22 protein-coding genes and 1 riboswitch are annotated in these 23767 nt (G+C 68.6%); of the genes, 10 read left to right on the forward strand and 12 right to left on the reverse strand.

What is annotated here, in order from left to right:
• Positions 1-59 precede the first annotated feature (59 nt).
• The 6 genes from dnaJ (at position 60) to ACFOM8_RS14200 (ending at position 6638) form a co-directional block, all read left to right on the forward strand.
• Positions 60-1220, forward strand: a complete 1161-nt coding sequence (dnaJ, locus tag ACFOM8_RS14175; protein WP_377762409.1) for a molecular chaperone DnaJ — start codon at positions 60-62, stop codon at positions 1218-1220.
• A gap of 48 nt (positions 1221-1268) precedes the next feature.
• Positions 1269-2036 carry a RadC family protein gene (gene radC / locus ACFOM8_RS14180; protein WP_377762411.1) on the forward strand — a complete coding sequence of 256 codons (768 nt, stop codon included), beginning with the start codon at positions 1269-1271 and terminating at the stop codon, positions 2034-2036.
• 267 nt (positions 2037-2303) lie between these two features.
• A complete protein-coding gene (gene petA / locus ACFOM8_RS14185) occupies positions 2304-2864 on the forward strand; it encodes a ubiquinol-cytochrome c reductase iron-sulfur subunit (RefSeq protein WP_377762413.1) in 561 nt (186 codons plus the stop codon).
• A 12-nt stretch (positions 2865-2876) separates the two neighbouring features.
• Positions 2877-4199, forward strand: coding sequence for a cytochrome b (gene petB, locus ACFOM8_RS14190; protein WP_377762415.1), 1323 nt, complete (start codon positions 2877-2879; stop codon positions 4197-4199).
• A 631-nt stretch (positions 4200-4830) separates the two neighbouring features.
• Positions 4831-5643, forward strand: a complete 813-nt coding sequence (locus ACFOM8_RS14195) for a cytochrome c1 (protein ID WP_377762472.1) — start codon at positions 4831-4833, stop codon at positions 5641-5643.
• Between the two features lie 110 nt (positions 5644-5753).
• A complete protein-coding gene (locus tag ACFOM8_RS14200; protein WP_377762417.1) occupies positions 5754-6638 on the forward strand; it encodes a ribokinase in 885 nt (294 codons plus the stop codon).
• Here the strand turns inward: ACFOM8_RS14200 and phoB are convergent.
• The 8 genes from phoB to mutS all read right to left on the reverse strand — a co-directional run bounded on the left by phoB (position 6635) and on the right by mutS (position 16431).
• On the reverse strand, positions 6635-7324 hold the full coding sequence (gene phoB / locus ACFOM8_RS14205) for a phosphate regulon transcriptional regulator PhoB (RefSeq protein WP_377762419.1): 690 nt from the start codon (positions 7322-7324) through the stop codon (positions 6635-6637). The two genes, ACFOM8_RS14200 and phoB, sit on opposite strands and share 4 nt — an antisense overlap.
• A 4-nt stretch (positions 7325-7328) precedes the next feature.
• Positions 7329-8054, reverse strand: coding sequence for a phosphate signaling complex protein PhoU (phoU, locus tag ACFOM8_RS14210; RefSeq protein WP_377762421.1), 726 nt, complete (start codon positions 8052-8054; stop codon positions 7329-7331).
• Positions 8055-8078: 24 nt separating this feature from the next.
• Positions 8079-8876: a phosphate ABC transporter ATP-binding protein PstB gene (pstB, locus tag ACFOM8_RS14215; RefSeq protein WP_377762423.1), complete on the reverse strand. Its 798-nt coding sequence runs from the start codon at positions 8874-8876 to the stop codon at positions 8079-8081.
• Between the two features lie 21 nt (positions 8877-8897).
• Entirely contained in the window at positions 8898-10256 is a 1359-nt protein-coding gene (gene pstA / locus ACFOM8_RS14220; RefSeq protein ID WP_377762424.1) for a phosphate ABC transporter permease PstA, read from the reverse strand.
• Positions 10253-11458, reverse strand: coding sequence for a phosphate ABC transporter permease subunit PstC (gene pstC, locus ACFOM8_RS14225; RefSeq protein WP_377762426.1), 1206 nt, complete (start codon positions 11456-11458; stop codon positions 10253-10255). Before pstC ends, pstA begins: the two co-directional genes overlap by 4 nt.
• Before the next feature lie 62 nt (positions 11459-11520).
• Positions 11521-12549, reverse strand: a complete 1029-nt coding sequence (locus tag ACFOM8_RS14230; protein WP_377762428.1) for a substrate-binding domain-containing protein — start codon at positions 12547-12549, stop codon at positions 11521-11523.
• A 124-nt stretch (positions 12550-12673) separates the two neighbouring features.
• A complete protein-coding gene (gene aroC / locus ACFOM8_RS14235; RefSeq protein WP_377762430.1) occupies positions 12674-13789 on the reverse strand; it encodes a chorismate synthase in 1116 nt (371 codons plus the stop codon).
• Complete coding sequence (gene mutS, locus ACFOM8_RS14240) at positions 13786-16431, reverse strand: DNA mismatch repair protein MutS (protein WP_377762431.1); 2646 nt, start codon at positions 16429-16431, stop codon at positions 13786-13788. Before mutS ends, aroC begins: the two co-directional genes overlap by 4 nt.
• Before the next feature lie 47 nt (positions 16432-16478).
• Positions 16479-16575, forward strand: a riboswitch (TPP riboswitch).
• 31 nt (positions 16576-16606) lie between these two features.
• On the opposite strand from mutS, the gene ACFOM8_RS14245 reads away from it, so the two are divergent.
• The 3 genes from ACFOM8_RS14245 to ACFOM8_RS14255 are packed head-to-tail and all read left to right on the forward strand — an operon-like array spanning position 16607 to position 19795.
• Positions 16607-17587 carry a thiamine ABC transporter substrate-binding protein gene (locus ACFOM8_RS14245; protein WP_377762433.1) on the forward strand — a complete coding sequence of 327 codons (981 nt, stop codon included), beginning with the start codon at positions 16607-16609 and terminating at the stop codon, positions 17585-17587.
• The gene (locus ACFOM8_RS14250) at positions 17563-19110 is read left to right on the forward strand and encodes a thiamine/thiamine pyrophosphate ABC transporter permease ThiP (RefSeq protein WP_377762435.1); all 1548 of its coding nucleotides are present in this window, start codon (positions 17563-17565) and stop codon (positions 19108-19110) included. Before ACFOM8_RS14245 ends, ACFOM8_RS14250 begins: the two co-directional genes overlap by 25 nt.
• Positions 19103-19795 (forward strand): thiamine ABC transporter ATP-binding protein, encoded by a 693-nt coding sequence (locus tag ACFOM8_RS14255; RefSeq protein ID WP_377762437.1) that lies wholly within the window; start codon positions 19103-19105, stop codon positions 19793-19795. The genes ACFOM8_RS14250 and ACFOM8_RS14255 overlap by 8 nt, the downstream gene beginning before the upstream one ends.
• Here the strand turns inward: ACFOM8_RS14255 and truB are convergent.
• The 3 genes from truB to rbfA all read right to left on the reverse strand — a co-directional run bounded on the left by truB (position 19792) and on the right by rbfA (position 21952).
• Positions 19792-20685, reverse strand: coding sequence for a tRNA pseudouridine(55) synthase TruB (gene truB, locus ACFOM8_RS14260; RefSeq protein WP_377762439.1), 894 nt, complete (start codon positions 20683-20685; stop codon positions 19792-19794). The two genes, ACFOM8_RS14255 and truB, sit on opposite strands and share 4 nt — an antisense overlap.
• A gap of 108 nt (positions 20686-20793) precedes the next feature.
• Entirely contained in the window at positions 20794-21549 is a 756-nt protein-coding gene (locus tag ACFOM8_RS14265; protein WP_377762474.1) for a phosphodiester glycosidase family protein, read from the reverse strand.
• On the reverse strand, positions 21539-21952 hold the full coding sequence (rbfA, locus tag ACFOM8_RS14270) for a 30S ribosome-binding factor RbfA (RefSeq protein ID WP_377762441.1): 414 nt from the start codon (positions 21950-21952) through the stop codon (positions 21539-21541). The genes ACFOM8_RS14265 and rbfA overlap by 11 nt, the downstream gene beginning before the upstream one ends.
• A gap of 72 nt (positions 21953-22024) precedes the next feature.
• On the opposite strand from rbfA, the gene dapB reads away from it, so the two are divergent.
• Positions 22025-22861, forward strand: a complete 837-nt coding sequence (dapB, locus tag ACFOM8_RS14275; protein ID WP_377762443.1) for a 4-hydroxy-tetrahydrodipicolinate reductase — start codon at positions 22025-22027, stop codon at positions 22859-22861.
• A gap of 289 nt (positions 22862-23150) precedes the next feature.
• On the opposite strand, the gene ACFOM8_RS14280 is transcribed toward dapB, so the two are convergent.
• Positions 23151-23753: a COG3650 family protein gene (locus ACFOM8_RS14280; RefSeq protein WP_377762445.1), complete on the reverse strand. Its 603-nt coding sequence runs from the start codon at positions 23751-23753 to the stop codon at positions 23151-23153.
• Positions 23754-23767 lie beyond the last annotated feature (14 nt).

Here is a 23767-nt window from a genome sequence, read left to right on the forward strand (position 1 = left end):
GCCGGTCCGTGCGACAACGCGGGCCGGCCGTTTCGTTGGGGAACCAGACAGGACGAAAGATGGCCAAGCGTTGCTATTACGAGGTTCTGGGCGTGACGCGCGGGGCATCGGCCGAGGAAATCAAGAAGGCCTATCGCCAAAAGGCGAAGGAACTTCACCCTGACCGCAACAAGGGCAATCCCCAGGCCGAAGCCCATTTCAAGGAAGCCAACGAGGCTTACGACTGCCTCAAGGACGAACAAAAGAAGGCCGCCTACGACCGCTTCGGCCACGCGGCGTTCGAAGGCGGCATGGGCAACGGCTTTGGCGGGCGCGGCGCCCACCCGGGCGACTTCGGCACAGCCTTCGCCGACGTGTTCGAGGATCTGTTCGGCGACATGATGGGCCGCCGCGGCGGTGGAGGCGGCCGGTCACGGGCGCAACGCGGCCAGGATCTGCGCTACAACCTGCGTGTGAGCCTCGAGGAAGCCTATGCGGGCCTGAAGAAATCCATCACCGTTCCAGGCTCGGTCGCCTGCGAGGAATGCGAGGGCACCGGGGCCGAGGGCGCGACCCAGCCGACCGCCTGCCCCACCTGTGCGGGCATGGGCAAGGTCCGCGCCCAGCAAGGCTTCTTCACGGTCGAACGCACCTGCCCCACCTGCGGCGGCCAGGGCCAGATCGTCAAGAACCCCTGCAAGGCCTGCCACGGCGCGGGCCGCACCGAACGCGAGCGCACCTTGTCGGTCAACATTCCGGCGGGCGTGGAAACCGGCACCCGCATTCGTTTGGCGGGCGAGGGCGAGGCCGGTCTGCGCGGCGGTCCGGCGGGCGATCTTTACATCTTCATCGAGGTCAAGGAACACCCGATCTTCCTGCGCGACGGCAAGGTTCTGGCCTGCCAGGTGCCGGTCAGCATGGCCACCGCCGCCCTGGGCGGCGAGGTCGAGGTGCCCACGATCGACGGCGGCCGCGCCCGCGTGAAGGTTCCGGCGGGCAGCCAGTCCGGCCGCCAGATGCGCCTGCGCGGCAAGGGCATGCCGCCCCTGCGCCACGGCCCCGGCGCCACGGGCGAGGCGGGCGACATGCTGATCGAGCTGGTGGTCGAAACCCCCGTGAACCTGACCGCCCGCCAGCGCGAACTGCTGCGCGAGTTCGAGGCCGAACAGGCCGACAACAGCCCGCAGTCGGACAGCTTCTTCAACAAGGTGAAAAGCTTCTGGGACGGGATGCGGGGCTGACAGGCCCCGTTAACCGTTTCTTCACCGGCCCGGGTCCATGCTGATCCCATGGACTCGAATCGCACCTTCGGCGAAATGCCCCTGCCGCTGTTCCAGCCCGCCCCGGACGAGGCGGCGCCGGTGCCGCTTGCCCCGGGAAAGGCGCCCTCCTATCTGGCCGATCACCGCGCCCGGCTGCGCGACCGCTTTCTGGCGGGCGGCGCGTCCGCCATGCCGGATTACGAACTGCTGGAACTGGTGCTGTTCCGCGCCATTCCGCGCCAGGACGTGAAGCCGCTGGCCCGCCGCTTGATCGAAACCTTTGGCGACTTGAACCGGGTTCTGACCGCTCCCGCCGCGCGGCTGGAACAGGTCTCGGGCGTCGGCCCCGCCGTTGTCACCGAACTGAAGATCGTCGAGGCCGCGGCGCAGCGCATGGCCCGGGCCCGTGTCATGCACCGCCCGGTGCTGTCCGGCTGGGACGCGCTTCTGGATTACTGCCACACCGCCATGGCGCATCGCGAGATCGAACAGTTCCGCGTCCTCTACCTCGACCGCAAGAACGTCCTGATCGCGGACGAGGAACAGGCCCGCGGCACGGTCGATCACGTGCCCGTCTACCCGCGCGAGATCATCCGCCGGGCGCTGGAACTGAACGCCTCGGCGCTGATCCTGGTTCACAACCATCCTTCGGGCGATCCGACGCCCTCGGATGCGGACATCACCATGACCGCCCGCATCGCCCAGGCCGCCGACAGCATGGGAATCACCATTCACGACCACCTGATCATCGGCAAGTCGCGCGAACTGAGCTTTCGCAGCCAGGGCCTGCTTTAGACTTCTTCTTTGCCCAAGCACCCTCGGGGGTGAAGGCCGCGCCGGCGGCCGAGGGGGCTGAAGGCCCCCTGCCCGCCCCCGGACCTGCGACGAAATGCCCGCGACAATTTTCCAACAGGGGTTGATCCATGGACCGGCGCGGCCGGGCATACCGGCTGGACTGACGGATAATTGAAGGCTAGAACCGCCAGCGCGAAGGCTGCGACGATACGCGGCCCGGATTGTCGTATCGGCCGGTTGCTCCGGCCCGAATTGGAGAATACACCCGTGTCCCACGCAGACGAACACGTAGGCACCCGGAGGGATTTCCTCTATTATGCCACGGCGGGCGCAGGCACGGTGGCTGCCGGAGCCGCCGCCTGGACGCTTGTCAACCAGATGAACCCCTCGGCCGATGTTCAGGCGCTGGCCTCGATCCAGGTCGATGTCAGCGGGGTCGCGGAAGGCACGCAGCTGACCGTGAAATGGCTGGGCAAGCCCGTGTTCATCCGCCGCCGCACCGCCGAGGAGATCGAGGCCGGCCGCGCGGTCGATGTCAGCGAACTGATCGACCCCAACGCGCAGAACGCCAACGACCCCAGCCTGCCCGCCACGGATGAAAACCGCACCCTGGACGAGGCCGGCGAATGGCTGGTCCAGATCGGCGTCTGCACCCATCTGGGCTGCGTTCCCATCGGCGACGGCGCGGGCGACTTCGGCGGCTGGTTCTGCCCTTGCCACGGCTCGCATTACGACACCGCCGGGCGCATCCGCCGCGGCCCCGCGCCGCAGAACCTGCACATTCCCGTCGCCGAGTTCCTCGACGACACCACCATCAAGCTGGGCTGAGGAGGGATCTCGATGGCCGGAATTCCGCACGACCATTACGAGCCCAGGACGGGCTTCGAAAAGTGGCTTCACCGCCGCCTGCCGATCGCCGGGGTGATCTACGACACGATCATGATCCCCACGCCCAAGAACCTGAACTGGATGTGGATCTGGGGCATCGTTCTGATGTTCTGCCTGGTGCTCCAGATCGTCACCGGCATCGTTCTGGTGATGCACTACACGCCGCATGTGGACATGGCCTTCGCGTCGGTCGAACACATCATGCGCAATGTGAACGGCGGCTACATGCTGCGGTACCTGCACGCGAACGGCGCCTCGCTGTTCTTTGTGGCGGTTTATCTGCACATCTTCCGCAACCTGTATTACGGCAGCTACAAGGCGCCGCGCGAAGTCACCTGGATCATCGGGATGCTGATCTATCTGGCGATGATGGCGACCGCCTTTATGGGATACGTGCTGCCCTGGGGCCAGATGTCCTTCTGGGGCGCCACGGTGATCACCGGCCTGTTCGGCGCGATCCCCGGCGTCGGCGGCGCGGTGCAGCAATGGCTGCTGGGCGGACCGGCGGTGGACAACGCCACGCTGAACCGCTTCTTCTCGCTGCATTACCTGCTGCCCTTCATCATCGCGGCCCTGGCCATTGTCCATGTCTGGGCCTTCCACACCACCGGCAACAACAACCCCACCGGGGTCGAGGTGCGCCGCACCAGCAAGGAAGACGCCGCCAAGGACACCCTGCCCTTCTGGCCCTATTTCGTGCTGAAGGATCTGTTCGCGCTTGGCGTCGTGCTGGTGGTCTTCTTTGCGGTGGTGGGTTTCATGCCGAACTATCTGGGCCACCCCGACAACTACATCGAGGCGAACCCGCTGGCGACGCCCGCCCATATCGTGCCGGAATGGTATTTCCTGCCCTTCTACGCGATCCTGCGCGCCTTCACCGCCGATGTCTGGATCGTGCAGATCGTCCAGTTCCTGTCCTTCGGCATCATCGACGCCAAGTTCTTCGGCGTGCTGGCGATGTTCGGCGCGATCCTGGTCATGGCGCTGGTGCCCTGGCTGGACACCAGCCGGGTCCGCTCGGGCCGCTATCGCCCGCAGTTCAAATGGTGGTTCTGGCTCCTGGCCTTTGACTTCATGCTGCTGATGTGGTGCGGCGCCATGCCTGCCGAGGAACCCTATGCCACGATCTCGCTGATCGCCTCGGCCTATTGGTTTGCCTATTTCCTGGTCATCCTGCCCCTGCTGGGCGTGATCGAGAAACCCGAGCCGATGCCCGCCACGATCGAGGAAGACTACCTTGCGCATTACGACGCGCCCACGCGCATGGCCGAGTAAGGAGAGCGACACAATGATCCTGAGAACCAAGACGCTCTCGGCTGCTCTGGCCCTGGCGATCTCTGCCGGGGGCGCGGCCCTTGCGCAGGACGCGGTCACGCCGGTTCCGGCGCCCCAGGGCGCCGGCACGCAGCAGTCGTCCGAACCGGCCATCGGCCAAACCCCGGCGGGCCAGCCCGACGCAGGCCAGCCCGACGCAGGCCAGGCCCCCGCGGGCCAGGCTCCGGCCACTTCGCCCGCCGCCACGGTGGAGGCCGGGTCGGGAGAGTCCCCAACCGGAGAGCGCGCGACCGCGCCGACGCAATCCTCGGAACCCACCTCGACGCAAAGCCCGGCCGAGCAGACCCCGATGGAGGCCCCCGAGGTCCCCGCGGTGACGCCCGCGCCGGATGCGGGCGCGCAAGCCGTCCCCGGCGGCACGACCGGCGCCGCCCCGGCGGCCGAGCAAGCGCCCGCGGCCGAGGCCCCTGCCGCTGAAGCCCCTGCCGCCGACACCCCTGCCGCCGAGGATCCCGCCGCCGATGCCGCGGGCGAGCCTGCCGGCGACGCCGTCCAGGTGACCCCCGGCGACGAGGCCGCCGTTCCGGCCGAGACGACCGGCAGCGTCGTGGCCGAGGAAGGCCATGACGACATCGAAGGCACGCCCGAGGACGACGCCAGCGAGGCCGAGGCCCATTCCGCCGCCGAGGGCGAGCAAGAGGAAGCCGCCAGCGATGGCGCGGCCCATATCGAGGACATCGCCTTCAGCTTCGAAGGCCCCTTCGGCAAGTTCGACCAGTTCCAGCTGCAACGCGGGTTGCAGGTCTATACCGAGGTTTGCGCGGCCTGCCACGGCATGAAGTTCGTGCCGATCCGCACGCTGCACGACGCCGGCGGCCCCGGCCTGCCCGAGGATCAGGTCCGAGCCTATGCCGCCAACCTGTCGCCCATCCTGGACCCGGAAACCGGCGAGGAACGTCCCCGCCTGCCGACGGATCATTTCCCCGCCATCACGGGCGAGGGCATGGGACCGGACCTGTCGCTGATGGCCAAGGCGCGGGCGGCCTTTCACGGCCCCTACGGCACCGGGATCAGCCAGCTGGTGAACGGCATTGGCGGACCGGAATACATCCACGCGCTCCTGACCGGCTATACCGGCGAGGAGGTCGAGCAGGCGGGCACGGTGCTGTATCAGAACACCGCCTTTTCCAGCGGCAACATCGCCATGCCGCCGCCCTTGTCGGACGATCTGGTCACCTACGAGGACGGCACGCCCGCCACGGTCGACCAGATGGCCCGCGACGTGTCGGCCTTCCTGATGTGGACCGCCGAACCCAAGCTGACCCATCGCAAGCAGGTCGGGCTGGTGTCGGTGCTGCTGCTGGTCGTGCTGACCTCGCTGTTGTATCTGACGAACAAGCGGCTGTGGGCGCCGCACAAGCGCAAGCTGCACCACAAGCGCTGATCGGCAGCCTCGGCGAACCGGACGCGCCCCCCTGCGGGGCGCGTTTTTCATTGCTGGACAAGCCTCCCGGTTCCGGCAACATCCCCTTCCGAAAAGGGAGCATCCATTCCATGGCAATCTGGAACCTCGGTTCGATCAATATCGACCATGTCTATCGGCTGGACCACCTGCCCCGCCCGGGCGAGACGCTGGCCGCCCGCAGCTATGCCCAGGGTCTGGGCGGCAAGGGCGCGAACCAGTCGATCGCCGCGGCCCGCGCGGGGGCCATCACCCAACACCTGGGCGCCATGGGCACGGGTGACGACTGGGTGGTCGAGCGGCTGGCCGACCGCGGCATCTGCACCGTCCATATCGCCCGCCTGCCGGGCCAGGTCACCGGCCACGCCAACATCCTGCTGGACAGCCGGGCCGAGAACGCCATCGTCATCCATCCGGGCGCCAACCGGGCCATCACGCCCGCCATGCTGGAAAAGCCCTTGTCGGCCATCAAGGCGCAGGACACGCTGCTGATCCAGAACGAAACCAGCTGCCAGGTCGAGGCCGCGCGGATCGCGCGGCAGGCGGGCGCCCGCGTGATCTATTCCGCCGCCCCCTTCGACCTGGCGGCGTTGCGGGCCGTCCTGCCCCATGCCACGATCCTGGCCATGAACGCGGGCGAGGCCGAGGAACTGTTCGCGGCCATGCCGGGGGATCTGCCGGTCCAGGGCCTGCTGATCACCCGCGGGGGCGAGGGCGCCGAATACCGCGACCTGACCACCGGCACCGTTCATCGGCAGGCGGCCTTTGCGGTCGATCCGGTCGACACGACGGGTGCGGGCGACACCTTCACCGGCTATTTCGCCGCAAGCCTCGACCGGGGGGACGATGTTCCGGCGGCCCTGCGGCTGGCATCGGGCGCGGCCGCCCTGAAGGTCACGCGGCATGGGGCGGGCGACGCCATTCCCGGCCTGGAGGAAGTCCTGGCCTTTGTCGCGAACCGGCCTGACGCCGCCTAGCCCAGAGAATAGCCGGTGCCGCGCACCGTGCGCACCGGATTGCTGCCGCCGTTCTGCATCAGCGCCTTGCGCAGGCGGCCCACATGCACGTCTATGGTGCGCGTGTCCACATAGATGTCGCGTCCCCAGACCCGGTCCAGCAGCTGTTCGCGCGTCCAGACCCGGCCCGGCTTTTCCATCAGCGTGGACAGCAGGCGGAACTCGGTCGGACCCAGGTGCAGCGCCTGGCCCGCGCGGAAGACGCGGTGTTCGGCAGCGTCCAGGATGATGTCGCCGAAGGACAGCCGCTCGCCCATGCTGGCGGGGCGGGTGCGGCGCAGCTGGGTTCGCAGGCGGGCCATCAGCTCGACCACGGAATAGGGTTTGACGACGTAATCGTCGGCCCCGGTTTCCAGGCCGCGCACGCGGTCGGTTTCCTCGCTGCGCGCGGACAGCATGATGATCGGGATGCTTCGCGTCGCGGGATCGGCCTTGACCTGGCGGCAGACCTCGATCCCCGACACCTTTGGCAGCATCCAGTCCAGCACCATCAGGTCGGGCTGTTCCTCCTGGACCAGCAGCAACGCATCCTCGCCGTTGTCGGCGACCACGACGGAAAAGCCTTCGGCCTCAAGGTTGTATTGCAGCACCTCGCGCTGCGCGCCTTCATCCTCGACCACCAACACGCAGGGGGATTGCCGCGACATCGCGTCAGGCCTCGGCCGCCACGTCCGGTCCCATGCCGGGCACGCTGTTGTCCTTGGGGCGGCTTTCGTCGGGCAACTCGCCGGTGACCAGATAGATCACCTGTTCGGCGATGGCGGTGGCCAGATCGCCCATCCGTTCGACGTTCTTGGCGATGAAATGCAGGTGCATGCAGGCGGTGATGTTGCGGGGGTCTTCCATCATGTGGGTCAGGAACTCGCGGAACAGCGCGTTGTACATCTGGTCCACCTCCAGATCGCGCTGGCGCACATCCGCGGCCAGCCCGGCATCGCGGCGGATATAGCTGTCGAGCGCGTCCTGGACCATCTTGCCCACCGCATGGCTCATCCGGCGCAGCGCCAGGCCCGCGCCCTCGATGGGCGGCATCTGGGACAGGACATGGGTGCGCTTGGCGATGTTCTTGGCGTAATCGCCCACCCGTTCCAGCGAATGCGAGATCTTCATCACCGCCAGAACCATGCGCAGGTCGGTCGCGGTCGGCGCGCGCAGGGCGATCAGGCGGGCCGCGTCCTCGTTGATCTGCGATTCCAGCGCGTCGATGGCCTTGTCGCGGCGGCGGACCTGTTCGGCCAGTTCCTCGTCGCGGGTTTCCAGGGCGGTGGCGGCGTCCGAAATGGCGGCCTCGACCATGCCGCCCATCTTGACGGCCAGGGCCTGGATGGTTTCCAGGTCGCGGTCGAAGGCCGAGGAGATATGCTTCTCGCGGTTCATGTGTCCTGCCCCTTTATGGAAATGTCAGCCGATCCGGCCCGAGATATAGGCCTCGGTCCGGCTGTCCTTCGGCTTGGTGAAGATGTCGTCGGTGTCGCCGTATTCCACCAGGTTGCCCAGGTGGAAGAAGGCCGTCTTCTGGCTGACCCGCGCCGCCTGCTGCATGGAATGGGTGACGATCACGACCGAGAACTGGCTGCGCAGCTCCTCGATCAGTTCCTCGACCTGGGCGGTGGCGATGGGGTCCAGCGCCGAGCAAGGCTCGTCCATCAGCAGCACCTCGGGCGAGGTGGCCACCGCGCGGGCGATGCACAGCCGCTGCTGCTGGCCGCCCGACAGCCCGGTGCCGGGTTCCGACAAGCGGTCCTTGACCTCGTTCCACAGGGCCGCGCCGCGCAGGGCCTTTTCGACGATGGCGTCAAGCTCGGCCCGGTTGCGGGCCAGGCCGTGGATGCGGGGGCCGTAGGCCACGTTGTCGTAGATCGACTTCGGAAACGGGTTCGGCTTCTGGAAGACCATGCCCACCTTGGCGCGCAGCTGCACGGGATCCACGCGGCGGTCATAGACATCCTCGCCGTCCAGCAGGATCTCGCCCTCGACCCGGGCGATGGGGATGGTGTCGTTCATGCGGTTGATGCAGCGCAGAAAGGTGGACTTGCCGCAGCCCGAGGGGCCGATAAAGGCCGTCACGGTCTTGTCCAGGATGTCCACGTCCACATCCTTCAACGCGTGCTTGTCGCCGTAATAGACCTGCACCTTGCGGGCCTGGATCTTGATGTCGTCCTGGGTCACGGCTTTCTCCACGCGGCTCGTGTCGTACATATGTGGATTCCTTTGGGACAATTACCACCGGCGCTCGAACTTGCGGCGCAGCCAGATGGCAAGCACGTTCATGCACAGAAGAAAGATCAGCAGCACGATGATCGCGCCCGAGGCCCGTTCGATGAAGGCCGGATCCGACCGCTGCGTCCAGTTGTAGACCTGCACCGGCAGGGCCGATGCCGGGTCGAACAACCCTTGCGGCAGCCCGCCGGGCATGTCGCGGATAAAGGCCACCATGCCGATCAGCAGCAAGGGCGCGGTTTCGCCCAGGGCCTGCGCCAGCCCCAGGATCATGCCCGTGAGAATGCCGGGCGTGGCCAGCGGCAGCACGTGGTGAAAGACCGACTGCATCTTGGACGCCCCCACCCCAAGCGCCGCGTCGCGGATCGAGGGCGGCACCGCCTTCAGCGCGGCCCGGGTCGGGATGATGATGCGCGGCAGCGTCATCAGCGTCAGCACCAGCCCGCCCACGATGGGCGCCGATTGCGGCAGCCCCGCGAAGTTGATGAAGGCCGCCAGTCCCAGGATGCCGAAAACGATGGAGGGCACCGCGGCCAGGTTCGAGATGTTGACCTCGATGATGTCGGTGATGCGGTTCTTGGGGGCGAACTCCTCGAGATAGATGGAGGCCGCGACGCCGATGGGCACCGCCAGCACCAGCACCACCAGCATCATGTAGAACGACCCGACGATCGCGGCCCCCACGCCGGCGGCTTCGGGCCGCTGGTCGGACGCGTCGGCGAACTTCAGGAAGTTCCAGTTGAAGCGGGTCACGATCTCGCCCCGGTCGGCAAGCTCCTGGGCCAGTTGCAGCTGCTGGGGCGAGGTGTTGCTGTCGCGCGCCGCGCTGTCCATGGTCACGCGGCCCTTGAAATAGCCGTCGATGCGGCCGCCCGTCAGCACGTCGAACTCGACGGTCTGCCCGATCAGCTCGGGGTTCGCCAGAACGCGGTTGCGCACCTGGGCCGAGGCTTCCCTGGAAATCAGGTTGTCGATGTCCTTTTCGGACAATCCCTCGATCTGGATGTTGTGGCGGGCGACCGTCGCCTCGACGGCGGCGTCCAGGACGCGGCCATAGGACAGGGTCAGCACCTTGGCCATTTCCGCCGGGTCGCGGTTGCCCTTGGGATCCAGGATTTCCGCGTCCAGTTCCACGGGGATGTTCAGATAGGTCTGGCGGAATGCGCCCGCGCCGCCCGTCAGGATCGTCGCCAGCAGCACCACAAGCGCGATCATGGAAATGGCGATGGCCGCGGCGCCGTAGAGGCGGAAGCGTTTCTCGGCGGCGTTGCGGGCCTTGGTGCGCGCGTCCTGCGTCAGCAGCGACGCGGGCTTGCGGTCGGACACGGCGGCGGCGGAGGACAGCGGCATGTCGGTCATTCGTATTGCTCGCGATATTTGCGCACGATGTAGAGCGCGACCACGTTCAGCGCCAAGGTGATGACGAACAGCGTCAGGCCCAGGGCAAAGGCCACCAGCGTCTCGGGCGAGTTGAAGTCGCTGTCGCCGGTCAGCTGGCTGACGATCTTGACGGTGATGGTGGTCATCGCCTCCAGCGGATTGAGGCTCATCTGGGCTGCGGCACCGGCGCCCAGGACCACGATCATCGTCTCGCCGATGGCGCGGCTGGCGGCCAGCAGGACCGCGCCGACGATGCCCGGAAGGGCTGCGGGCAGCACCACTTGGCGCACGGTCTCGGACGGGGTGGACCCCAGGCCCAGGGCCCCGTCGCGCAGGGATTGCGGCACGGCGTTGATGATGTCGTCCGACAGCGAGGAAACGAAGGGGATCAGCATGATGCCCATCACCAGACCGGCGGTCAGAACCGAGGTGCCCGAATTGCCCAGACCCAGCGGCTGCGCGAAGTAGTCGCGCAGCAAGGGCCCCACGGTGATCAGCGCGAACAGGCCATAGACGATGGTGGGGATGCCCGCCAGAACCTCGATGGCGGGCTTCACGAAGCCGCGCACCCGGCGGGACGCGTATTCCGACATGTAGACGGCGGCGAACAGGCCGATGGGCACCGCCACCAAAAGCGCGATGGCCGACACATACATGGTGCCCCACAGCAAGGGCACGATGCCCAGCTGCGAATTGCCCTGGAAGCGCGGCGTCCATTCGGTGCCGAAGAAAAAGGTCTTCCAGTCGTAAAGCTGGAAGAAACGCCCGGTTTCGAACAGCAGCGACAGGACGATCCCGGCGGTGGTCACGATGGCGATCAGCGAACACAGCATCAGAAGGCCAAGAACCATCCGCTCGACCGCGTTGCGGGCCTGGTATTGCTGGCCGATCCGCATCACGCCCAGACCAAGGCCCGCAATGGCGGCGATCAGGGCGACGACGCCCGCGACCTGCATGGCCTCGACGCGCAGGACGCCCATCAGGCGCAGGATGGAGGCCGCCGCCATCACCGCCAGCGCGGGCAGCAGCGCGGTCAGCGCGACGCTGTAGCCGTGATAGGTGGGGCGGCTGTGCAGCTTGCGGGTGTCGGACCCGGCCGCCGCGAAGGCGCGGCTGCGGCCGACGATGTAACCGGCGGCGGCCAGCAGGAAACTTGCAAACAACGCCCATGACAGCGGCATTCGGGCAATCCTTTACGAAAGGCGGCAAGGCGGCACGGGCTGTCCCGTGCCGCCCGTTTGCATCACTGCATCGTCGTTCCGGCGGCAACGGCTTCCTGGGTCGCGGCCAGCTCGGGGTCGGACACCAGGCCGTATTCGGCCAGCGGGCCGTCGGGGCCGGCGATCTCGTCGGAAACGAAGAACTGCACGAATTCGGGCAGGCCGGGGATCACGTCGAAATGCGCGGTCTTGACGTAGAAGAACAACGGGCGCGACACCGGGTATTCGCCCGAGGCGATGGTCTCGGTCGAGGGCGTGACGCCGCCGATGGTGCCGACCTTCAGCTTGTCGGTGTTGTTTTCGTAAAAGGACAGGCCGAACACGCCGATGCCGTTGGGCGAGCTTTCGATGCGGGCCAGCGTTTCCGTGTAATCGCCGTCGATGTCCACGGCGCGGCCGTCGGTGCGCAGCGTGGTGCAGGCTTCCTCGGCCGCGTCCTCGTCCATGCCCGAGGCGACAAAGGCCTCCATGGCGCCCGATTCCTCGCAGCCGGCCATGATGACCTTTTCCTCGAAGACTTCGCGGGTGCCGTGCTTGGTGCCGGGGATAAAGGCCAGGATTTCCTGGTCGGGCATATCCGGGTTCACCTCGTTCCAGTTGGCCGCGGTATTGTCCACGACCTGGCCGTCGCGCACGACCTTGGCGGACAGGGCGTTGAACCAGTCGGCCGGGGTATAGGCGAAGTCCGGGCCGGAAGCCGAGTTGGCGAAGACGATCCCGTCATAGCCGATGCGGACCTCCATGATGTCGGTCACGCCGTTGGCGGTGCAGGTTTCGCGTTCCGCGTCGCGCATCGGGCGGCTGGCATTGGCGATGTCGATGGTGTTCTCGCCCACGCCTTCGCAGAACTTCTGCAGGCCGCTGCCGGTGCCGCCGGATTCCACAACGGGAACGGGGAAGTCCATGTTCTCGCCGAACAGTTCGGCCACGATGGTCGAATAGGGCAGCACGGTGGACGACCCCGAGACCTGGATCTGGTCGCGGGCGGCCGCAGTGGTGGCCGAAGCGGCAATCACGGCCAGGGCCGAGACGGTGACTTTCACGGTGGACATGGATCTCTCCTGTTTTCTTCACGCCCAGGCTGGGGCTGAGCGTGACCTAAGCGTCCGTGATGACGCTTGTGCGAAAGAAGCATGACCGTTTTATGACAAGTCGCGGATTTTTGAACGTTCCGCGTCAGTTTTCCGGCGATCCGCCGATCCGGCCCCGCCGCCCGCCGGTCTGGGCGCGGTCCAGCAGCAGGTGGTCCAGGATCACGCAGGCGGCCATGGCCTCGGCCACCGGCACCGCGCGGATGCCCACGCAGGGGTCGTGACGGCCCTTGGTGATCAGGTCGATCTCGGCCCCGTGCCGGTCGATGGTCCGGCGGGGGGTGGTGATCGAACTGGTGGGCTTGACCGAGAAGCGCACCACGATCGGCTGGCCGGTGCTGATGCCGCCCAGGATGCCGCCCGCGTGGTTGGACAGATAGACCGGGCCGTCGTTGCCCATGCGGATCTCGTCGGCGTTGTCCGTGCCTGTCAGGGCCGCGGCCCCCATGCCTTCGCCGATCTCGACGCCCTTCACGGCGTTGATCGACATCATCGCGGCGGCCAGGTCGGTGTCCAGCTTGGCGTAAACCGGTGCGCCGAGGCCGGGGGGGCAGCCTTCCACAAGAACCTCGATGGCGGCGCCCACGCTGTTCTGGTCCTTGCGGATCGAGTCCAGATAGTCGGACCACGCCTCCACGGCGGTGGCGTCGGGCAGGAAGAAGGGGTTTTCGCCGATGGCATTGGCGTCGAAGCGCGCCCGGTCCAGATGCAGCGCGCCCATCTGCACCATGTATCCGGTGATCCGCAGATCGGGCAGCAAGTCGCGCAGCACGGCCTGCGCCACGCCCCCCGCCGCCACCCGCGCGGCCGTTTCCCGCGCCGACGACCGCCCGCCGCCGCGATAATCGCGGTGACCGTATTTCAGGTGATAGGCGATGTCGGCATGTCCCGGGCGGAAGGCCTGCGCGATGTCCCCGTAATCCTTGGACCGCTGGTCGGCGTTCTCGATCATCAGCTGGACCGGCGTGCCGGTGGTGCGGCCCTCGAAGACGCCCGACAGGATGCGCACCTGGTCGGCCTCGCGCCGCTGGGTGGTGTGCCTGGAGGTGCCGGGGCGGCGGCGGTCCAGGAACTGCTGGACATACGCTTCGTCCAGGGTCACGCCGGGGGGAACGCCATCGACGGTGGCGCCAAGCGCGGGGCCGTGGCTTTCGCCCCAGGTGGTGAACCGGAACGCGCGGCCGAAGGTGTTGAAGCTCATGCGGTGTCTCCGGTCAGGGCTTTCAGTTCATAGATCAGATCCAGCGCCTCGCGCGGGGTCAGGGCGTCGGGGTGGATGTCCTTCATGCGCGCGTCCAGCGGGCTTTGCTTGGCCTTGACGGGCGGCGGCGCGGGCGGCATGGCGCGGAACAGCGGCAGGTCGTCGATCAAGGCTGCGGGGCGCGCGGCGCCCTCTCGTTCGCCCGATTCCAGCGCATCCAGCACGGCGCGCGCCCGGTCCACCACGGATGCGGGCAGCCCCGCCAGCTTTGCCACCTGCACGCCGTAGCTGCGGTCGGCGGCGCCCTTGCGCACCTCGTGGAGGAAGATCACCTCGCCCTCCCATTCGCGCACCGCGACGGTGGCGTTTTCCACGCCGTCCAGCTTGGCCGACAGGGCCGTCATCTCGTGGTAATGGGTGGCGAACAGGGCGCGGCAGCGGTTCGCGGCGTGCAGATGCTCCATCACCGCCCAGGCGATGGACAACCCGTCCCAGGTGGCGGTGCCGCGGCCGATCTCGTCCAGGATCACCAGGGCGCGGTCGTCGGCCTGGTTCAGGATGGCGGCGGTTTCCACCATTTCCACCATAAAGGTGGACCGGCCCCGCGCCAGATCGTCGGCGGCGCCCACGCGGCTGAAAAGCTGGCTGACCACACCGATATGGGCGCGGCGGGCGGGCACAAAGGCGCCCGCCTGCGCCAGCACGGCGATCAGCGCGTTCTGGCGCAGAAAGGTCGATTTGCCCGCCATGTTCGGCCCGGTCAGCAGCCAGATCGCCGGGGTGTCGCCTTCGGTCAGCGCGCAGTCGTTGGCGACAAAGCTTTCCGCCTTGCGTCGCAGCGCGCGTTCCACGACCGGGTGACGGCCCCCTTCGATCACAAAGGCGCGGCTGTCATCGACCAGGGGCCGCGTCCAGCCCTCGCCCGCCGCGATGTCGGCAAGGGCGGCGGCCAGGTCGATCTCGGCCAGGGCGCGGGCCGCCTGGCCGATGAGCGCGGCCCGGTCCAGCACCGCCCGGCGCAGACGGTCGAAGATGCCGCGCTCGATCTCCAGCGCGCGGTCGCGGGCGTTGAGGATGCGCGTTTCCAGTTCCGACAGATCGACGGTGGTGAAGCGGATCTGGTTCGCGGTGGTCTGGCGGTGGATAAAGGTCGCGTTCAGCGGCGGCGCCATCATGCGTTCGGCATGGGTGGCCGTCGTTTCGATGAAATAGCCCAGCACGTTGTTGTGCTTGATCTTGAGGCTTTGGACGCCAGCCAGTGCGGCATAATCCGCCTGCATTCCGGCGATCACGCCCCGGCCTTCGTCGCGCAGCCGGCGGGTCTGGTCCAGATCGGCGTCGTGGCCCGCCGCGACAAAGCCGCCGTCGCGGGCCAGCAGCGGCGGTTCGGCCACAAGCGCCGCGTCCAGCAGGGCGATCAATTCGTCGTGCCCGGTCAGGTCGCGCACGGCATCCGCCAGCACCGGCGCCGCGTCGTCCGGCAGCCGGGCCGCGATCGCCGCCCCCTGCGCCAGCCCCGCCCGGATCGCGGCCAGGTCGCGCGGCCCGCCCCGGTCCAGCGCCAGCCGCGACAAGGCGCGGTCCATGTCGGGCACGCGCGCCAGGGCCGTGCGCAGGTCGGCCGTCAGGCGCGGGTCATCCACCAGCATCGCCACCGCGTCCTGCCGGGCGTGGATCAGCGCCAGATCGCGGGACGGGGCGCCGATGCGGCGTTCCAGCAGCCGCGCCCCCGCCGCCGTGACCGTCCGGTCGATGGCCGCCAGCAGCGAGCCCTCGCGCCCGCCCCCCAGGGCCTGCGTCAGTTCCAGGTTGCGCCGGGTGGCCGCGTCGATCCCCATCGCTCCGCCCGCGCGTTCGCGGACCGGCGGGCGCAGCAGGGGCAGCTTGCCCTTCTGCGTCAGCTCCAGGTAATCGACGATGGCCCCCATGGCCGCCAGTTCGGCGCGGGTGAAGCTGCCGAAGCCGTCCAGCGTTTCCACCCCGTAAAGCGCGCAAAGCCGCCGCTGCCCCGCCGCGCTGTCAAAGGCGGACGCGTGCAGGTCGGTCAGCGCCGCCCCGGCATCCTCGACCAGATCGCGCAACTCGTGCCCCGCCGCCAGCACCTCGCGCGGGGCCAGGCGGGCCAGTTCCGGGGCCAGCCGCGCCAGGGCGCAGTCCATCACCTGAAAGGCGCCGGTGGAAATGTCCGCCCAGGCCAGGGCGCAATCGTCCCGCACCCGGGCAAAGGCCGCCAGATAGTTGTGCCGCCGCGCTTCCAGCAGCGATTCCTCGGTCAGCGTTCCGGGCGTCACCAGCCGCACCACGTCGCGGGCCACCACCGACTTCGACCCGCGCTTCTTCGCCTCGGCCGGATCCTCCATCTGCTCGGCGATGGCGACGCGGAACCCCTTGCGGATCAGCGTCAGCAGATAGGATTCGGCCGAATGAACCGGCACGCCGCACATCGGGATGGGTTCCCCGCCATGAGTGCCGCGTTTCGTCAGGGCGATGTCCAGGGCGCCCGCGGCGGCCACCGCGTCGTCAAAGAACATCTCGTAGAAGTCGCCCATGCGATAGAACAGCAGCGCGCCGGGATTGGCGTCCCGGATCGCCAGGTACTGCGCCATCATCGGGGTCGGCTGGTCGGTGCTGTCCTTTGTCATGGCGGCGTTTCTAGCCGCTTGCGCGGGCGCATGAAATCCCTACATTTGGGCGCACCTCGGGGGGCCATCCGGCTGAGACGCGCATGCGGACCCGTTGAACCTGATCCGGCTAAAACCGGCGGAGGGAAGGTGACGCTGCCCTTTCTTTCGTGATCCTTTCGGAAAGGAGACGGCGATGAGACTGCCCCTGATGCTTGCCCTGCTGGCCGCCACCCCCGCCACCGCGCAGGACAAGCCCGTCCTGACCGTCTATGCGGGCGAATCCATTGCCAGCGAATGGGGCCCCGGCCCCCAGATCGAAAAGGGTTTCGAGGCCTTCTGCGCCTGCGACCTGCGCTTTGTCGCGGGCGACGAGCTGTCGCGCATCCTGATGGAGGGCGAGCGGACCGAGGCCGACATCGTTTTCGGCCTGAACACCGACGTGACCGCCCGCGCCCGCGCATCCGGCCTGTTCGCGCCGCACGGGCAGGACACGACCGGGCTGTCGCTGCCCATCGCATGGACGGACGACATCTTCCTGCCCTACAACTGGGGCGAGACGGCCTTCATGTACAACGAAACCCGACTGGAAAACCCGCCCGCCAGTTTCGCCGAACTGCTGGAGGCCCCCGACGACCTGAAGATCGTGATCCAGGATCCGCGGTCCTCGGTGTCGGGCCTGGCGCTGCTGCTGTGGGTCAAGGCGGTTTACGGCGATGACGCGCCTCAGGCCTGGGCCAAGCTGGCCCCCAAGGTGCTGACCGTGACCAAGGGCTGGTCGGAATCCTACGGGATGTTCACGGAAGGAGAGGCCGACATGGTTCTGTCCTACACCACCTCGCCCGCCTATCACATCGCGTCCGAGAACGACACGACCAAGAAGGCCGCGATCTTTCCCGAAGGCCATTACTTCATGGCCGAGGTCGCGGCCCGGGTCCGCACCACCGACCAGCCGGAACTGGCCCAACGCTTCATGGACTGGATCCTGACCCCGGAATTCCAGGCGACGGTTCCGCTGGCCAACTGGTCCCTGCCCGCCAAGCTGCCCCAGGCGGACTGGCCGCCCGTCATGCGCGACCTGCCGCGCCCCGAAAAGACCCTGTTCTATTCCGAAAACGAGGCCGAGGCGCTGCGGCCAACCGCGCTCGACGAATGGCTGCGGGCATTCTCGGGCTGACGCGGGCCGAGGCGGGGGGCGCCGCCGTTGCCGCCGGGCTGGCGCTGCTGATCGGGGGCACGCTGGCCGCCGTCGCCTGGGCGGCGCAGGGGTTGGGGGGCCTTGGTCCCTGGGACTGGCGGGCGGTCTGGTTCACGCTGTGGCAGGCCGCCGCGTCGGCCGCGCTGTCGGCCTTGCTGGCGGTTCCCGTGGCGCGCGCCCTGGCGCGGCGGCGCTTTGCGGGACGCGGGGCGCTGGTGACGCTGCTGGGCGCGCCTTTCATCCTGCCGGTGATCGTGGCGGTCATGGGGCTGGTGTCGGTGTTCGGCCGCAACGGCGCGGTCAACGACGGGCTGCGCGCCCTGGGCCTGCCCGAGATCTCGATCTATGGCTGGCAAGGCGTGATCCTGGCGCACGTGTTCTTCAACCTGCCCTTGTCGGTGCGGCTGGTTCTGCAAGGCTGGCAGGCGATTCCGGCCGAACGCTTCCGCCTGGCCGCGTCCCTGGGCTTTGGTCCCCGCGACACCGCGCGGCACCTGGAACGCCCGATGCTGCGCGCCGTGCTGCCGGGCGTCTGGCTGGCGGTGTTCCTGGTCTGCCTGACCAGCTTCACCGTGGCGCTGGCGCTTGGCGGCGGGCCGCGCGCCACAACGGTGGAACTGGCGATCTACCAGGCGTTCCGTTTCGACTTCGACCTGGGCCGGGCGGCCAGCCTGGGGCTGATCCAGATCGCGATCTGCGTGGCGGCGATGATGCTGGCGCGCTGGATCACCATGCCGGCGGCCTTCGGAGCGGGGTTGGATGCGGATCACATGCCCATGGCACCGGGCGGCTGGCACCGGCTCGGCGACGCGCTTGTGATCACAGGGGCCGCAGGGTTCCTGATCGGACCCATCGCCACCGTCACCCTGCGCGGGCTGCCGCAGATCCCCGGCCTGCCGCCCGAGGTCTGGGATGCCGCGCTGCGGTCGGTGGTGATGGCGCTGATCTCGGCCACGCTGGCGCTGGTTCTGTCGCTGGTGCTGGCCTTGTCGTTGGCGCGGGGGCGGATGCGGTGGGTGGAAACCGCCGGGATGCTGCCGCTGATCGCCTCGCCGCTGGTGCTGGGAACGGGACTGTTCATCATGCTGCGCCCCTGGATGGGCCCGCAATCTATGGCCTTGCCGGTGACGGTGGCGATCAACGCGGTCATGGCCCTGCCCTTCGGCCTGCGCGCGCTGATCCCGGCGGCGCGGACCCTGCACGGGGATTACGGACGGCTGGCCGATTCGCTGGACCTGCGCGGCTTCGCGCGGCTGCGGCTGCTGACCCTGCCGCGCCTGGCCCGCCCCTTGGGCTTTGCCGGCGGGCTGGCGGCGGCGCTGGCCATGGGGGATCTGGGCGTGATCACGTTGTTCGGCGGCGACCGCCCGACGCTGCCCTTGCAGATGTATCAGCTGATGAATTCCTATCGTCTGGACGACGCCTCGGGCTGCGCGGTGCTGCTGATGGCGATCAGCTTCGGCCTGTTCTGGGCTTTCGACAAGGGGGGCAGGCTTGCTTGAGTTCGACGGCATCCGCGTCACGCGCGGCTCCTTCGCCCTGTCCGCCGACCTGAGCGTGCCCAAGGGGACGCGGGTGGCGGTGATCGGCCCCTCGGGGTCGGGGAAATCCACGCTGCTGTCGCTGGTGGGCGGGTTTCTTGCGCCCGACCGGGGGCGGATGCGGGTGGACGGGCAGGACATCACCGGAATGCCGCCGGGGCGGCGGCCCGTGTCGATGCTGTTCCAGGACCAGAACCTGTTTCCGCATCTGACGGTCGCGCAGAACGTGGGCCTGGGCCTGCGCCCCGACGGGCGCCTGACCGATCCGCAGCGCGCCCGCGTGGCGCAGGTGCTGGACGAGGTCGGACTGGAGGGGATGGAAACGCGCAAGCCCGCAAATCTGTCCGGCGGCCAGCAAGGCCGGGTGGCGCTGGCCCGCGTGCTGCTGCGCGCCCGGCCCGTGCTGCTGCTGGACGAACCCTTCGCGGCGCTCGGTCCCGCGCTCAAGGCCGAGATGCTGGCCCTGCTGGGGCGCATCGCCGACCGGACCGGGGCCACGGTGCTGATGGTCACCCACGACCCCGCCGACGCGCGCAGCTTCGCGCCGCAGACGATCCTGGTGGACGGCGGCGCGGCGCATCCGCCGGTGCCCACCGGACCGCTGCTGGACAATCCGCCGCCGGGGCTGCGGGCTTATCTGGGCTAAAGGTTGAAGACCCGTTCCGGCTGAACCAGCCCGCCTTGATACCTGCCGATGCAGACCGGCCCCTTGGCGTCGGAAACCCAGACCAGATCGCCCCATTCCGCCGTGCCCGTCACCTGTCCGGGATTGCCGTTGCGGATGCGCACCGCGCCTTCGGGGGTGGCGCGCAGCATGGGCAGGTCGGCCAGCGCGGTTTCCAGCGGCAAAAGCCGCGTGTCCAGCCAGGCCTGAGCCTCGCGGTCGATCCTGTCGAAGGGCACCGCGTCCTCGGCCTCGAACGGGCCGGACCAGATGCGGCGCAGATGGGCCACATGGCCCAGGCAGCCCAGGGCGCGGCCCAGGTCGCGGGCGATCGAGCGGACATACCCGCCCTTGCCGCAGACCATCTCCAGCCGCGCGGTTTCGGCGCCGCATTCCAGCAGGGTCAGGCTTTCGACCCACAGCGGGCGGGCGGCGAGATCCAGTTCCTCGCCTTGCCGCGCCAGGTCATAGGCGCGTTCGCCATCGACCTTTACGGCGGAAAAGGCCGGGGGGATCTGCATGATGTCGCCGATGAACGCGGGCAGCGCGGCCTCGATCGCGGCGCGGTCGGGGCGGGCGTCCGACCTGCGCACCACCTCGCCCGAGGCATCGTCGGTCGCCGTCTCGGCCCCCCAGTTCACCGTGAAGTCATAGCATTTCAGCGCATCGGCGACGGTGGCGACGGTCTTGGTGGCCTCGCCCAGGGCCACGGCCAGGACGCCCGTCGCATCCGGGTCCAGCGTCCCCGCATGGCCCGCCTTTTTCGCATCCAGCGCCCAGCGGACCTTGGCCACAACGGCCGTCGAGCCGACCCCCGCGGGCTTGTCCACGATCAGCCAGCCATTGATGTCGCGGCCCTTCTTGCGTGCCATGTCCAACCTCTGCCCTGCAAAGGCGGCGGCATAGCCAGCCGCCGGCGCAGCGTCAACCGGCCCCAATCGACCGGCCCCCGTCAACCGGCCCCCGTCAACCGACCCCCGTCAACCGGCGCCGTCCACCAGCCCGATGATCGGCCCCAGCGAGCGCCCGAAATCCGCCCGGTTCACCCCCGGCGCGTAGAGCCTGCTGATCGAGCCGTCGAAATACAGCGCATCGCGCACGCCCAACCCGTCGCGGAACAGCCGTCCGAATTCGTGAAACGTCACCGCCCGGTCGGAAATCGCGAACCACGCCGTCTGCCCGTCGGGCGACACGCCCACGCCGTTGCGGATATAGCGGCTGTCCGAATCGGCTAGGAAACGCGGATGCAGGTCGCCGTCGATCACCAGCATCGGCCCGGATTGCGTGGCCAGGCGGCAATCGGGGCGGACATCCGCGAAAGCGCGGCTTTCGATCACCTGAAAGGGCTTTGCCCCGCCGGTGCAGAAAACCCCGTTCGGCAGCATCCCGAAGTTGTCGTTGCTGGCCCCGGTGACGATGGGCTGCACCTCGACCCCGTCGATCACCAGCAGGCCCACGGGGCGGTGATCGGCGTGATACATGCCCGCGTTCATCGCAAAGGCCAGGCTTTCGCCCCGACCCAGCGTCGCGCGGACATTGGCGAAGTTCTTCAGCGGCTGGCCATCCGAACCGTCCTGCCACAAGCGCAGCGCGGGTTCCTGCGCGGCGGACACCTCGCACACCACATAGCCCCGGCCGTCATGGGTCATGCGCCCGCAGCCGTCCGCCGCAGCCGGGATCGCCCAGGCCAGCAGCATCCCCACCGCCACGCCCAGGGGGCGCAGGTCAATCGGCATCGCCATCCGCGCCTTCCACATCGCGGCGGACGCGCTCGTCGGCGAACATGCGGCGGGTGTCGTCCAGCCGGTCAAAGGTCTCGTCCAGCTGAAAGCGCAGTTGCGGCGCGTATTTCAGCGTCATCGCCTTGGCGACCAGGTGGCGCAACTCGGGCGCGTTGCGGCGCAGGGCGGCCAGGGCGTCCTCGGCCCCCTGCCCGCCCAGGGGCAGCACATAGGCCGTCGCGACCTTGAGGTCGGGCGAGGTGCGCACCTCGCCCACGGTGATCGAATGGCGGTTCAGGTCCGGGTCGTGGACATCGGCGCGCGCCAGCACGTCGGACAGGGTGCGGCGGATCAGTTCGCCCACGCGAAGCTGGCGCTGCGAGGGGCCGGAGCCATGGGAAAAGCGGTTCTGTGCCATGCGTCCCGATGTAGGGGGTCGCGGGCCGCGCCGCAACGGGATATGACGCGGCAAACCCCAGCCGGAGGCCCCATGAGCGATTTGCAGAACCCTGACACGCCCGTCCTGCCCGGAATCGTCGTCACCGGCGCATCGGGGCGGATGGGACGGATGCTGGTGCGGCTGATCGCGGAAAACCCCGCGGTGCGGCTGGCGGGCGCGCTGGAGCGGCCGGGTCATGCGTGGATCGGACGCGACGCGGGCGAATGCATGGACGGCGCCCCCCTGGGCGTGACGGTCAGCGACGACGCGGTGTCGGCCATCGCCCAGGCGCAGGCGGTGATCGACTTCACCGCGCCCGCAGCCACGGTGGCCTTTGCCGAACTGACCGCCCAGGCCCGCGCGGTGCACGTGATCGGCACCACCGGGCTGGAAGCGTCGCATCTGGAACACCTCAGGGCCGCAGCACGCCACGCGCCGATCATCCGCGCGGGCAACATGAGCCTGGGAGTGAACCTGCTGACCGGCCTCGCGCGCAAGGTCGCCGCCGCCCTGGGCGAGGACTGGGACATCGAGGTGGTCGAGGCCCATCACCGCATGAAGGTCGATGCGCCCTCGGGCACCGCGCTGATGCTGGGCGAGGCCGCCGCCGAGGGACGCGGCAGGACGCTGGCCGAGTTGCGCACGCCCGCCCGCGAAGGGATCACCGGGGCGCGGGCGCCCGGGTCCATCGGCTTTGCCGCCATTCGCGGCGGCGACGTGGTGGGCGAGCATGACGTGATCTTCGCGGGCGAGGGCGAACGGATCGTGCTGCGGCACCTGGCGACGGACCGGGCGATCTTCGCGCGCGGCGCCATCCGCGCGGCGATCTGGGGCCAGGACAAGGGTCCGGGGGAATACGACATGCAGGACGTGCTGGGGCTGAACTGAAGACGCGGCAACGGCGGGGTGGAACCACGCCCCACGGCGACCTTTCCTTTGCCGGTCCCTCTGCCGGGCCCTTAGCCGGGCGGGATCAGGAGACACGTTTGCCTCCGCCGCCCGCCAAGCGACCTCGCCATCAGGGATGGCGCCGTTCCGCAACTGCGAACCTTCAAGGCCCGGCGGTTCGGGCGGACGTGGCGCGACGTGGCGAGAACGATGGCCTTCGCCAGATCAGCGTCCTTTACGGCTTCGCCGGTCCCGCAGGGCAGGGTTCCGCCCCGCGCCACGCGTCCCTTCACGGCTGGATCGTGCAGCAGCCCGACAGCATCCTTGGGCTGTCCCCATGGATCACCAGCGTTGCCGACAGTCCGAACAGCCGGTCCGACATGCCGTCCGAACAGATCTGCGGATGCGAAAACAGCGTCATGTCCCGCGCCACCAGCACCCGCGCCGGATCGCGGAAGACGCCGGTGTCCAGAACCGCCTGAACCGCCCGCCGGTCGCCCGCCCGATCCTCGGGGCTGCGCAGGACCAGATCGCCGCCTTCGACCTTGGCGTCCCAGAACGGCTCGGTCCCCAGGCAGCGGAATGCGGCGGGCAGTTCGCCTTCCTGCCAGACATCGGTGCGGTAGGACAGATAGCGCGCCGACACCCAGCCGGATCCTTCGGCGGCGTTGACCCGCGCCCAGCCCCGGCGTTCCTCGACCACCTCGATCGCCGTGGCGTCGGGGGCCAGGGCGCCGATGATCGCGGCTCCGGCATCCGGTTCGGCCCGGATGTTCAAAACATCGTTGGCGGCGACCCCCGAAACGTCGAACAGGCTGGGCAGGATGTATTCCTGGGTGGCCAGGGCCGGGCCGGCCAGGGCAAGCGTCAGGACAAGGGCGGTGCGGAACATGGTGGCCTCCTTTG

Origin of the sequence: Paracoccus angustae (assembly GCF_042648745.1) — a bacterium.
In the GTDB taxonomy this organism is placed as follows: domain Bacteria; phylum Pseudomonadota; class Alphaproteobacteria; order Rhodobacterales; family Rhodobacteraceae; genus Paracoccus; species Paracoccus angustae.

Excerpts from the sequence above, each read along its gene's own strand:
- ACFOM8_RS14230 (WP_377762428.1), bottom strand. The coding sequence starts at position 12,549 with ATGTCCACCGTGAAAGTCACCGTCTCGGCCCTGGCCGTGATTGCCGCT.
- ACFOM8_RS14245 (WP_377762433.1), top strand. The coding sequence starts at position 16,607 with ATGAGACTGCCCCTGATGCTTGCCCTGCTGGCCGCCACCCCCGCCACC.
- truB (WP_377762439.1), bottom strand. The coding sequence starts at position 20,685 with ATGGCACGCAAGAAGGGCCGCGACATCAATGGCTGGCTGATCGTGGAC.
- mutS (WP_377762431.1), bottom strand. The coding sequence starts at position 16,431 with ATGACAAAGGACAGCACCGACCAGCCGACCCCGATGATGGCGCAGTAC.
- radC (WP_377762411.1), top strand. The coding sequence starts at position 1,269 with ATGGACTCGAATCGCACCTTCGGCGAAATGCCCCTGCCGCTGTTCCAG.
- ACFOM8_RS14280 (WP_377762445.1), bottom strand. The coding sequence starts at position 23,753 with ATGTTCCGCACCGCCCTTGTCCTGACGCTTGCCCTGGCCGGCCCGGCC.
- ACFOM8_RS14250 (WP_377762435.1), top strand. The coding sequence starts at position 17,563 with ATGGCTGCGGGCATTCTCGGGCTGACGCGGGCCGAGGCGGGGGGCGCC.
- petB (WP_377762415.1), top strand. The coding sequence starts at position 2,877 with ATGGCCGGAATTCCGCACGACCATTACGAGCCCAGGACGGGCTTCGAA.
- dnaJ (WP_377762409.1), top strand. The coding sequence starts at position 60 with ATGGCCAAGCGTTGCTATTACGAGGTTCTGGGCGTGACGCGCGGGGCA.
- rbfA (WP_377762441.1), bottom strand. The coding sequence starts at position 21,952 with ATGGCACAGAACCGCTTTTCCCATGGCTCCGGCCCCTCGCAGCGCCAG.
- pstB (WP_377762423.1), bottom strand. The coding sequence starts at position 8,876 with ATGTACGACACGAGCCGCGTGGAGAAAGCCGTGACCCAGGACGACATC.
- pstC (WP_377762426.1), bottom strand. The coding sequence starts at position 11,458 with ATGCCGCTGTCATGGGCGTTGTTTGCAAGTTTCCTGCTGGCCGCCGCC.
- ACFOM8_RS14265 (WP_377762474.1), bottom strand. The coding sequence starts at position 21,549 with ATGCCGATTGACCTGCGCCCCCTGGGCGTGGCGGTGGGGATGCTGCTG.
- pstA (WP_377762424.1), bottom strand. The coding sequence starts at position 10,256 with ATGACCGACATGCCGCTGTCCTCCGCCGCCGCCGTGTCCGACCGCAAG.
- phoU (WP_377762421.1), bottom strand. The coding sequence starts at position 8,054 with ATGAACCGCGAGAAGCATATCTCCTCGGCCTTCGACCGCGACCTGGAA.
- ACFOM8_RS14200 (WP_377762417.1), top strand. The coding sequence starts at position 5,754 with ATGGCAATCTGGAACCTCGGTTCGATCAATATCGACCATGTCTATCGG.
- phoB (WP_377762419.1), bottom strand. The coding sequence starts at position 7,324 with ATGTCGCGGCAATCCCCCTGCGTGTTGGTGGTCGAGGATGAAGGCGCG.
- aroC (WP_377762430.1), bottom strand. The coding sequence starts at position 13,789 with ATGAGCTTCAACACCTTCGGCCGCGCGTTCCGGTTCACCACCTGGGGC.
- dapB (WP_377762443.1), top strand. The coding sequence starts at position 22,025 with ATGAGCGATTTGCAGAACCCTGACACGCCCGTCCTGCCCGGAATCGTC.